Genomic DNA, 10,640 nt, shown 5'->3' on the forward strand with positions numbered 1-10,640 from the left:
CCGTCGCGGGGCGGCCCGGGGTCCCGGGTCGACGGCCGCGTCGGCGCGATGGGGAGGAGCCACCTAGGCTGCCGTGCGTGGTGGCGCGGTGACCCGGGACGCGCGCGGCTCGCTCTTCGCCAACGGCGGGGAGGTGGGCCGGGAGATGGCCGGGCGGGACTGGGCCGACACCCCGGTGGGCCCGCCCGAGCAGTGGCCCGCAGCGCTGCGCAACCTGGTGCGCATCGTGCTCACGTCGCGGTTCTCGATGTGGGCTGCCTACGGCCCGGAGCTGACCACCTTCTACAACGACGCGTACTGGCGCGACACGCTGCAGGCGAAGCACCCGTGGGCGCTCGGCCGGCCGGCCCGCGAGGTGTGGGCCGAGGTCTGGGACGCCGCCGGCCCGCGCATCCGCTCGGTCCTCGACACCGGGATCGCCACCTGGGACGAGGACCTCCTGCTCTTCCTCCAGCGCAGCGGCTACCCGGAGGAGACCTACCACACCTTCTCCTACAGCCCGGTCGACGACGACGACGGCCGGACCGTGGGGATGCTCTGCGTCGTCACCGAGAACACCGACCGGGTCCTCGGTGAGCGGCGGATGGCCAGCCTGCGTGACCTCGCCGCCGCCGTGTCGGCCACCCGGACCGAGGACGACGTCCTCGCCGCCGTCGGCGAGCAGCTGGGCCGCAACCCCGCCGACCTGCCGTTCAGCGCCACCTACCTCGTCGACGACGACGGGTCGGCCCGGCTGGGCGCGACGACCGGCCTGCCTCCGGACTCGCGCGTCGCGCCGCGGACCCTGCCCGCCGACGACGCGGACGCCGTCTGGCCGGTGGCCCGGCTGCGCGCGGGCGAGGAGTTGGTCGTCGAGGGCCTCGGCGACCGCTTCCCCGGCCTGCCGACCGGCGCGTGGCAGCGGCCGCCCGAGCAGGCGGTCGCCGTTCCGATCGCCTCCTCGGCGCCGGGCGGCGTCGCGGTGGCCGGCTTCCTGGTCGTCGGCCTGAACCCGCACCGGCGCCTCGACGACGCCTACCGCGGCTTCCTCGAGCTGGTCGCCAACCAGATCGCCTCGGGCCTGCTCAACGCCGGCAGCTACGAGGCCGAGCGGCGGCGCGCGGAGGCCCTGGCCGAGCTCGACCGTGCCAAGACCGACTTCTTCAGCAACGTCAGCCACGAGTTCCGCACCCCGCTGACGCTGATCATGGGCCCGGTCACCGAGCTGCGGTCCTCGCCGGTGGTGGCGGCCGACGCGCGGGTGGCCGAGGAGCTCGAGGTGGTCGAGCGCAACGCCCTGCGGCTGCAGAAGCTGGTCAACACCCTGCTCGACTTCTCCCGCCTGCAGGCCGGGCGGATCGACGCGCGGTTCGAGCCGGTCGACCTCGCGGCGGTCACCGCCGAGCTGGCCAGCGTCTTCCGCTCGGCGTTCGACCGCGCCGGCCTGACGCTCACCGTCGACTGCCCGCCGCTGGGCGAGCCGGTGCACCTCGACCGCGACATGTGGGAGAGGGTCGTCCTCAACCTGCTCTCCAACGCCCTGAAGTACACCTTCAGCGGCGGCGTCACCGTGCGGGTGCGGGAGGACGGCGGGAGGGCGGTCCTCACCGTCGCCGACACCGGCACCGGCATCCCGGCGGGGGAGCTGCCGCGGCTGTTCGAGCGGTTCACCCGGGTCTCCGGCGCCCGCGCCCGCTCGGGCGAGGGCAGCGGCATCGGCCTGGCCATGGTGCGCGAGCTGGTCGGCCTGCACGGCGGGTCGATCGACGTCGAGAGCACGCCCGACGTCGGCACCACCTTCACCGTCGCCGTGCCGCTGGGCACCGCGCACCTGCCGCCCGAGCGCGTCGCCGCACCGGCCCCCGAGGCGCCCGCGGTCTCGGCCGCGGCCACCCCGTACGTCACCGAGGCGCTGCGCTGGCTGCCCGGTCCGGCCGGCGACGTCCCCGAGACGGTGCCGCAGAGTCCCCCGGGCCGGGCCGGGCGGGTCCTGGTCGCCGACGACAACGCCGACATGCGCGACTACGTCGTCCGGCTGCTGGCCCCCGCGCACCGGGTCCGCGCCGTCGGCGACGGGCAGTCCGCGCTGGAGGCGGCGCTCGCCGACCCGCCCGACCTCGTCGTCAGCGACGTGATGATGCCGGGCCTGGACGGCGTGCAGCTGCTGGCCGCGCTCCGGGCCGACGCCCGCACGTCGCGCGTGCCCGTGCTGCTGCTGTCGGCGCGCGCCGGCCAGGAGGCGGCGGTCGAGGGGCTGGCCGCCGGCGCCGACGACTACCTGGTCAAGCCGTTCTCCGCGCAGGAGCTGCTGGCCCGGGTCGACGCCCACCTGCAGCTGGGCCGGGCCCGCCGGGAGGCCGAGGAGCGGTTCACCGCCATGGCCGACCTCGCCCCGGCGCTGATCTGGGTGGCCGACGGCACCGGCCGGCGGGTGTTCCTCAACGCCGGCTGGTCGGCCTTCACCGGCCGCGCGGTCGAGGAGGAGCTGGGGGAGGGCTGGCGTGCCGGCCTGCACCCGCAGGACCGCGACCGCTACGCCACCACGGTCACCACGGCCGCGGCGCGCGGCGGGGGCTGGGAGGTGGAGTTCCGGCTCCGGCGCGCCGACGGCGCGTACCACTGGCTGCTCGAGCGGGCCGTCCCGATCGGCGGGGAGGGCGCGCCCGCCCGGACCGGCGGGTACGTCGGCAGCTGCACCGACATCAACGCCCGCTACCGGGAGACCGAGCGGCAGATGCTGCTCGCCGAGCTCGGCGCCGTCCTCGACCGGGAGACCGAGGTCGAGGGGCAGCTGGCCGCGCTCGCCCGGCTGGTGGTCGACCGGCGGCTGGCCGACGTCTGCACCGTGCGGGTCGTGGGTGACGACGGGCGGCTGCGCTACGCCGGCCGCGCCGGCGTCGACGGCGCGACGACCCGGGTGCTCGACGCGCTCGAGCCGCACGGCGGGCTCGGCCGGGTCGTCCTCGAGACCGGTGCCACGGTGCTGCGCCCGCACCTGACCGGGCCCGGCGACGACGGCGTGCGGCTGGACCTGAGCTCGGCGCTGGTCGTGCCGCTCACCGTCCGCGGGCGGGTCCGCGCGGTGCTGGCCCTGGGCCGGCGGGGCGACGCGCCGCCCCTCCACGAGGACGACCGGGCGCTGGCCGAGGAGGTCGCCGCCCGCGCGGCGCTCGCCGTCGACAACGCGCTGCTGCTGGCCGACGAGCGGGCCACCGCCCGGCGGCTCGGACTGCTGCAGCGGGCCACCGCGGAGCTGTCGGCGGCCAGCTCCCCGGTGGACGTCGCCCGGGCGGCGGCCGGCCACGTCGTGGCGCTGACCGGGCACGGCAGCCGGGTCGGCGTCTTCGAGCTCGACGACTCCGGCCGGGCGCTGCGCCTGCTGTCCCTGACCGGCGCAGAGCCCGAGGCCCGGGAGCGGTGGGCGGAGATCCCCTTGTCGGCACCGCTGGCGGTCACCACCGCGGTCACCGAGCGGCGGCCGCAGTGGATCGAGGACGGGGCCGACTGGCCCGGTGCGCGCGGCGGGCCGGCCGGGGAGCAGGCGACGACGCTCGCCTCCTTCGGCCTGGCGTCCACCGTGGCGCTGCCGCTCCTGGTGGCCGGCCGGGTGGTCGGCGTGGTCGGCATCGGCTTCCCCGAGGCCCGCCGGTTCGGCGGGGTCGAGCGCGCCATGCTCCTGGCCGTCGCCGAGCAGTGCGCCCAGGCCCTCGACCGCGCCCGCCTCTTCCGCGCCCAGCAGAGCATCGCCTCGACCCTGCAGCGCGACCTCCTGCCGCAGCGGCTGCCGCAGCTGGAGCGGCTGGCGCTGGCCGCCGAGTACCTGCCCGGCGCGGTCGGCACCTCCGCCGGCGGCGACTGGTACGACGTCGTCGAGCTGGGGAGCGGCCGGGTCGCCGTCGCCGTCGGTGACGTCGTCGGCCAGGGCCCGTCGGCGGCCGCGGTCATGGGGCAGCTGCGCAGCGCGCTGTCCACCGCCCTGCTCCAGGGCAGCCCGCCGGCCGAGGCGCTGGAGCTGCTCGACCGGTTCGCCGCGCGGCTGCCCGGCGCGCTGGCCTCGACGGCGGCCTGCCTGGTCCTCGACTGGGAGGCCGGCACCGTGCGCTGGGCCCGTGCCGGCCACCTCCCGCCGCTGCTGGTCGCCGACGGCACCGCCACCCTGCTGGAGGACGGGGCGGGCGCCGTCCTCGGCGCGCCGGGACGGCCGCCCTACACCGAGGGCAGCGCCGCCGTGGCGCCCGGGACGACCCTGCTGCTCTACACCGACGGCCTCGTCGAGCGGCGCGGCGAGGTCCTCGACGTCGGCCTGCAGCGGGTCACCGACGCGACCGCCCGGCTGGCCTCCGCCGACCCGGCGAGGCTGACCCGGGCGCTGCTCGCCGAGGTGCTCGACGACTCGGCCCTCCCCGACGACGTCGCGGTCATCGCCGTCCGGCTCACACCCCCGCCGGTGCACGAGACCCTGCCGGCCGACCCCCGGCGGCTGAGCCGGGTGCGCCGCACGGTGACCACCTGGGCGCGGGCGGCCGGGATGTCCGAGGACGGCGTCGACGACCTGCAGCTGGCTCTCGGCGAGGCCCTGGCCAACGCCGTCGAGCACGCCTACGCCGCCACCGGTGGTGGGGGCCGGTGCGAGTACCGGCTGGCGCGGACCGCCGACGGCAGCATCGACGTCTGCGTGCAGGACGAGGGCGTGTGGCGCCCGGTGCCGGCCGACCCCGGGCACCGCGGCCGCGGGCTGGCGCTGATCTCCGCGCTGGCCAGCGAGGTCGAGGTCGCCCGCACGACCGACGCACGGGGCGCAGAGGGCGCCGGGACGACGGTGCGCTTCCGCTTCGTCCCGGCCGGCCCCGGCCCGGCCGACCCGCCGGTGCGGGCGCCGCGGGTGCCGCCGGACACCGACCCCGCCCGGCTGACGGTGCACCGCGACGCCGAGGGCCTGCGGCTGGAGGTCGCCGGCGAGGTCGACCTCGCCGTCACCCCCGGGCTGCGGGCCGAGGCGCTGCGGGCGCTGGAGGCGCTGACGGCGGGTGCGCGGGCGGTGCTGGACCTGACGCCGGTCCCCTACCTGGCCAGCGCCGGCGTCGGGCTGGTCCTGGAGCTGCAGGCCGCGGCGGCCGCCCGGCGGGCGGTCCTGGACGTCCGGACGAGGCCGGGCTCGGCGCCGGCACGGGTGCTGACGCTCGGAGAGCTGGACCTCGACCGTCCGTAGCCGGCACCCCCCGGGAGGGTGGTGTGGACCACCCCGGGAGGAGCGTCCACCGGGGGTGTCCGACAATGGGGAGTCGGGGCCGGAGCAGTTCCGGTCCGGAGGGGTCGAGGGGCCAGTGGAACCAGGGGCGAGGGGCTCCGCCACGCAGGTGGAGCCGGGCGGTGCCGCGCTGCGGCGCACGTCCGTCACGCCCGACCCGCGACCGGGCTTCGTCCACACCGCCGCCGAGGTCGCCTCCTCCGCCGAGGCGGTCGCCGTGGCCGCCGCGTTCGTCGAGGAGGGCCTCCGACAGGGGGACCTGCCCGTGCTCGGTTGCCCGCCGGAGTTGGCCCGGGCCGTGCGCCGGACGCTCGGCACGCGCGTCGGCCCGGTCGAGGACGACGCGCGCATCTGCCTGGTCGGGGTCCGGGCGCCCGACGCGTTCGTCGTCGTCCGGCGCCTGCTCGAGCGGGCGCGGGCGACCGGCTCCGGCCGGCTGCGGATCCTCGCCGAGCCGCAGTGGGGAGCCGACCGCCGGCGCTGGCGCGAGGTGCAGCGCTACGAGTCGGCGGCCAACGTCCTGATGACCGGCGCACCCGTCACGGTGGCGTGCCTCTACGACCGGGAGCGGCTGCCGGCGGAGGTCCTCGAGAGCGCCCGCCACACCCATCCCGGGATCGCCGCGGACGGCGTCCTGGCCGCCAGCCCGGACTTCCGCCGGCCCGAGCGGTACCTGCGCGACCTCGGCGTCGCCCGGGAGCCGGTCGAGGCCGGCGAGCCGGTGTACGCCGTCGACGCGGCGCCGACCCTGCCCGCCCTGCGCGGCGACCTGCGGCGGGTCTTCGCCGAGTGGGTGCCCGACGAGGACCAGCGTGCCGACCTGCACCTGGCCGTCAGCGAGGTGGCCGCCAACGCCTTCCGGCACGGCCGGCAGCCGGTGTCGGCCCGGGTGTGGGCCGACGGCGACGCCTTCGTCTGCAGGATCACCGACGCCGGGCACACCTTCGACGACCCGCTGGCCGGGTTCCTGCCCGCGCACGGCGACGACCTGGGCGCCGGTGGGATGGGGCTGTGGCTGGCCCGCAAGCTGTGGGACTCGGTCGACCTGCTGGCCGGCGAGCAGGGGCTGACCGTCCGGCTGAGCACCGCCCTGGTGACCCCGCAGCCCTGGGCGGGCGTCGCTTGACGCTGTCGTTCGGTCACTGCTGAGCTACCTGGCGTGGAGGACGCCGTCGACCTCATCCTCGAGCAGTGGGCCCGGGAGCGTCCCGACCTCGACTGCTCCCCCATGGGGGTCATCGGCCGCATCTCCCAGCTGCAGCGGGAGGTCTTCCTCGCCCAGCGCGCCACCTTCGCCCGCCACGGCCTCGACGTCCCCTCCTTCGACGTGCTGGCCGCGCTGCGCCGGGCGGGGGAGCCCTACCAGCTGACGCCGACGGCGCTCATGCGCACGGCGCTGGTGACCTCCGGGGCGATCACCCAGCGGCTGGACCGGCTCGAGGAGCGCGGGCTGATCACCCGCACCCGCAGCGAGTCCGACGGGCGGGCCGTCGTCGTCACGCTCACCGCGGCCGGGCGGGCGGCGCTGGACGCCGCGCTGCCCGACCACCTGGAGACCGAGCGCGGCCTGCTGGCGGGGCTCTCCGACGACGACCGGGCGCAGCTGGCCGACCTGCTGCGCCGGTTCCTCGTCACGCTGGGGCGGCTGCCCCAGCGTCCGTGACCGTCGCGGCGTCCGGGGGGTCCGTGGCCCGTCGCTGCGGGGGGACGGGGGACGGTCCGGGCACCGACAGCACCCGGCCGTCCTTGCCGGAGCGCTTGGCGTCGTACATCGCCGTGTCGGCGCGGTGCACCAGGTCCTCGGCGGTGTCGCCGGGCAGCGCGGTGGCCCCGCCGACGCTCGCGGTGACCGCCGCGGTCCCGCCGGCGACGTGGACCGGGTTGCGCAGGGCCCGCACGACCCGGCCGGCGACCTGGTCCAGCAGCGCGGCGTCGGCACCGGGCAGCAGGACGGCGAACTCGTCGCCGCCGAGCCGCGCCACGACGTCGCCGGCGCGGACCGCCGCGGTCAGCCGCGCACCCACCACCCGGAGCAGCTCGTCACCGGCCGCGTGCCCGAGGGAGTCGTTGACCCCCTTGAAGCCGTCGAGGTCGACGTAGAGGACCGCCGGGGGCTCGGGCTCGGCCACGCCCGCGGCCAGCAGCTCCCAGAACGACGTCCGGTTGTGCAGGCCGGTCAGCGGGTCGGTGCGCGCCTGTCGCCGCAGCTCGTCCTCGAAGAGCCGGCGGTCGGTGACCTCCCGCAGGTTGGCCACCCAGCCCTCGACGCCCTCGACGTCGACCCGGCCGCTGATGCGGACCTCGACCCAGCGGCTCCCGCCCGAGGCGTGCCGCACCCGGACGTCGGCGTCCACCGGCTGGTCTCCCGCCCGGGCGGTGCCTGCGGACGCGACGGCGGCGTGCAGCCGGGCCCGGTCCCGCGGGTCGGCCAGGTCGGCAGCCGGGCGGCCGACGTAGGCGGCGGGCGGGGCGCCGAGCAGCGTCTCCACGGCTGGGCTGACGTAGGCGACCGTGCCGTCCACGCCGATGATCGCCACGACGTCGGCCGCGTGCTGCAGCACCGCGTGCAGCCGCGCCTGGCTGGCGGCCAGCGCCCGGCGGGCGGCCTCGCGTTCCCTCGTGAGCCGGGTCAACCGCCACAGCGCCAGCCCGGTGAGGAGCGTGCTCCCCGCGCCGAGCACGAAGCCGCTCACCCCGCCGTGGTGAGCGGCCCAGAGCACGACGAGCGCAGGGGTCATCAGCAGCGCGGCGCCGATCCCGACGACGCGACCCGCGGGCGAGGAGTCCTGCTCCTCCGCGCGCCGGCCGAGCGTGGCGACCGACGGGTGGCGGGTGGCCAGCACCAGGACGGCGACGGCGAAGGAGGGCAGCTCGTCGCTCAGATGGGGCTCCGACGGGGCGACGACGTGACCGCCGTAGCCGTAGAGGGCCAGGGCTCCGGCGACGAGGAGGGCGGTGGAGCTGACCGACCGTCGCTCGCGCGGCGCGGCGAGCGGGATGCCCACCAGGAGGACCACCGCACCGAGGAGCGGCGCCCCGATGCCCACCGCGCCGATGACGCCGCTGCCCACCCCGGCGACGGCGAAGGCGGTGACGGCGAGCCCCGCGGCGAGCAGCAGCGTGAGACGGTCGACCCAGACCTCCCGGCCGCGGCGCATCCCGCTGCTGGAGACCACCAGGGCGGCGAGCAGCAGCCCCGCGTAGCCACCCAGGTCGAAGGCCGGCTCGAGGACCTCTGCCGTGTGCGCGGCGAGCCCGGCCAGCCCCGCGGACTCGACCGCGGAGCTGGCACCGAAGGACAGGAGCCCGGCACCCAGGGCGCACAGCGCCCCCGCGGCCACCGCGCGGTGCACCGTCACGGCCACGTACACGGCGAGTGCACCGGACGCGTAGACGGCGACGTCACCGGCGCTGCGCACGGCGCCGTCGGGCACCGCCACCAGGCCGGTGCACAGTGCGGCGACGAGGGCGGCGTGCCACCAGGCGGCGCGCGCGGTCGCAGGCGGAGGTGTCACACCGCTCCATCGGCAGGTGGGGTGCGGGCCCGTCCCAGCCTCCACCCCTCCGGGTGACCCCGCACCGGGGGACGCCTGCTCACCGGACGGGCGGGACGTCCTCCGGCCGCAGGTCGGCGCGCACGCGGACGAAGCGCAGCGGGTGCCGGAACACGCCGGCCTGCAGGGCGGCGTCCGCGCTGACCTCGACGACGACGTCGGGCTGCACGCGGGTGAGCGCCACCGACAACCGGCCGCCGCCGAAGCGGCCGGTGCCGATCCGCTCGGGCCAGGGGTGGTCCGGCCCGGCGGGGGTGAGGACGGCGGCCAGCTCCGCGGCGGCGGCGGGGGACAGCGGGCCGGTGCGGCCGACAACGACCAGCTCGCCGTCCCGGGAGCGGCCGGCGACGAGCTGGCTGGGGCGCTCGAGCGGGCCGATCACCCCGCCGGCGAGGACCTCCGTCGTCTCCCAGGACTTGACCTTGAGCCACTCGCGGCGCCCGCCGGCGTACCGGGTGGCCGCGCCCTTGGCGACCAGGCCCTCGACGCCGAGCGGCCGCAGGTCGGCGGCCCAGCCGCGCGCCTCCGCGGGGTCGGCGGTCACCGGCGAGAGCTGCAACGGCGGTGCCCAGCGCCGCGCGAGCTCCTCCAGGCGGGCCCGGCGGACGCGCAACGGGCGGCCGCGGAGGTCCTCGCCGCCGGAGGCCAGCAGGTCGAAGGCGACGTAGGAGGCCGGGTGCGCGGCGGCCTGGGCGGCCATCCGGGACGGCGGGGTCACCATGCGGCGCTGCAGCAGCCCGAAGTCCAGGCGCTCGCCGTCCCAGACGACGACCTCGCCGTCCAGGACCGTGCCGGCCGGGACCTGCGCCAGCGCGGCGGCGGCGACGTCGGGGAAGCGGTCGGTGAGGTCGCGGCCCTGCTTGGACCACAGCCGGGTGCCGGCCCGGTCGCGGACGACGACCAGCCGGTAGCCGTCCCACTTGGGCTCGTACCGGCAGCCGCCGGGCAGCGCGTCGCCCGCGGGCAGGTCGCGCACCGGCTTGGCCAGCTCCACCGCGACCGGTCCCGTCAGGTCCGGCGGCAGGCCCGGCAACCCGGGGACGGAGAGCGGCACCGGGCCAGCCTCGGGGCTGCCCGCGCTCCGCGCAGGCCCCTGAGCTGGGGACTCACCCGTTCGTGGCAGGTCGCGACGCTGCGCGACGGGACGGCCGGGCGGCACATCGGGCGCGGTCGTGTCGAGACACGATCCGGCAACGGTGGGGGACAGGTCACGTCCGGCGCCGGAAGCCGTTGGCGGGGGCGACCGTTGCGCTGCACGAACCGACCCGCCGTCCCGAGGAGCTCCCGGTGTCCCGTCCCGTCCTGCAGGTGGTCGCCGCCAGCACCCGTCCCGGCCGCCGCGGCATCGCCGTCGCCCGCTGGGTCCAGCGGCTGGCCGAGGAGAACGGCGGCTTCGACGTCGAGCTGGTCGACCTCGCCGAGGTCGGCCTCCCGGTCTTCGACGAGCCCGACCACCCCCGGTTGCAGCGGTACGTGCACGACCACACGAAGCGGTGGAGCGCGACGGTGGCCCGCGCCGACGCGTTCGTGTTCGTGACGCCGGAGTACAACCACTCCTTCCCGGCCAGCCTGAAGAACGCGCTGGACTTCCTGTCGCTCGAGTGGGCCGACAAGGCCGCCGGCCTGGTCACCTACGGCGGCGTCTCGGCGGGCCTGCGGGCGTCGTCGGCGCTCAAGCCGGTGCTCGGCGCGCTGCGGGTGCTCACCGTCCCCGAGGCGGTCTCGGTGCCCTTCTTCGCCCAGTTCCTCGACGACGCGGACGAGTTCGCGCCCAACGCCGAGCTCGAGGCCGGCGGCAAGGCGGTGCTCGACGAGCTGCTGCGGGTCACCGGCGCCCTGCGCCCCCTCCGCGCCGCCTG

The 10,640-nt window shown here is 77.6% G+C and carries 6 protein-coding genes; 4 read left to right on the forward strand and 2 right to left on the reverse strand.

Annotated features, from left to right (window positions below; translation table 11 throughout):
* Positions 1–88 precede the first annotated feature (88 nt).
* The 3 genes from ABQ292_RS24720 to ABQ292_RS24730 all read left to right on the forward strand — a co-directional run bounded on the left by ABQ292_RS24720 (position 89) and on the right by ABQ292_RS24730 (position 6,890).
* Positions 89–5,188 (forward strand): SpoIIE family protein phosphatase, encoded by a 5,100-nt coding sequence (locus ABQ292_RS24720; RefSeq protein ID WP_369210364.1) that lies wholly within the window; start codon positions 89–91, stop codon positions 5,186–5,188.
* 148 nt (positions 5,189–5,336) lie between these two features.
* Positions 5,337–6,353, forward strand: coding sequence for an anti-sigma factor RsbA family regulatory protein (locus ABQ292_RS24725; protein ID WP_369210365.1), 1,017 nt, complete (start codon positions 5,337–5,339; stop codon positions 6,351–6,353).
* Positions 6,354–6,386: 33 nt separating this feature from the next.
* On the forward strand, positions 6,387–6,890 hold the full coding sequence (locus ABQ292_RS24730) for a MarR family winged helix-turn-helix transcriptional regulator (protein ID WP_369210366.1): 504 nt from the start codon (positions 6,387–6,389) through the stop codon (positions 6,888–6,890).
* On the opposite strand, the gene ABQ292_RS24735 is transcribed toward ABQ292_RS24730, so the two are convergent.
* Both ABQ292_RS24735 and ABQ292_RS24740 read right to left on the reverse strand, forming a co-directional pair.
* On the reverse strand, positions 6,859–8,742 hold the full coding sequence (locus ABQ292_RS24735) for a diguanylate cyclase domain-containing protein (protein WP_369210367.1): 1,884 nt from the start codon (positions 8,740–8,742) through the stop codon (positions 6,859–6,861). The two genes, ABQ292_RS24730 and ABQ292_RS24735, sit on opposite strands and share 32 nt — an antisense overlap.
* Before the next feature lie 79 nt (positions 8,743–8,821).
* On the reverse strand, positions 8,822–9,835 hold the full coding sequence (locus ABQ292_RS24740) for an ATP-dependent DNA ligase (RefSeq protein WP_369210368.1): 1,014 nt from the start codon (positions 9,833–9,835) through the stop codon (positions 8,822–8,824).
* Positions 9,836–10,068: 233 nt separating this feature from the next.
* On the opposite strand from ABQ292_RS24740, the gene ABQ292_RS24745 reads away from it, so the two are divergent.
* On the forward strand, positions 10,069–10,640 hold a 572-nt coding region (locus ABQ292_RS24745; protein ID WP_369210369.1), incomplete at its 3' end, for an NADPH-dependent FMN reductase.

Source organism: Geodermatophilus maliterrae, assembly GCF_041018925.1.
Taxonomy (GTDB): Bacteria; Actinomycetota; Actinomycetes; order Mycobacteriales; family Geodermatophilaceae; genus Geodermatophilus; species Geodermatophilus maliterrae.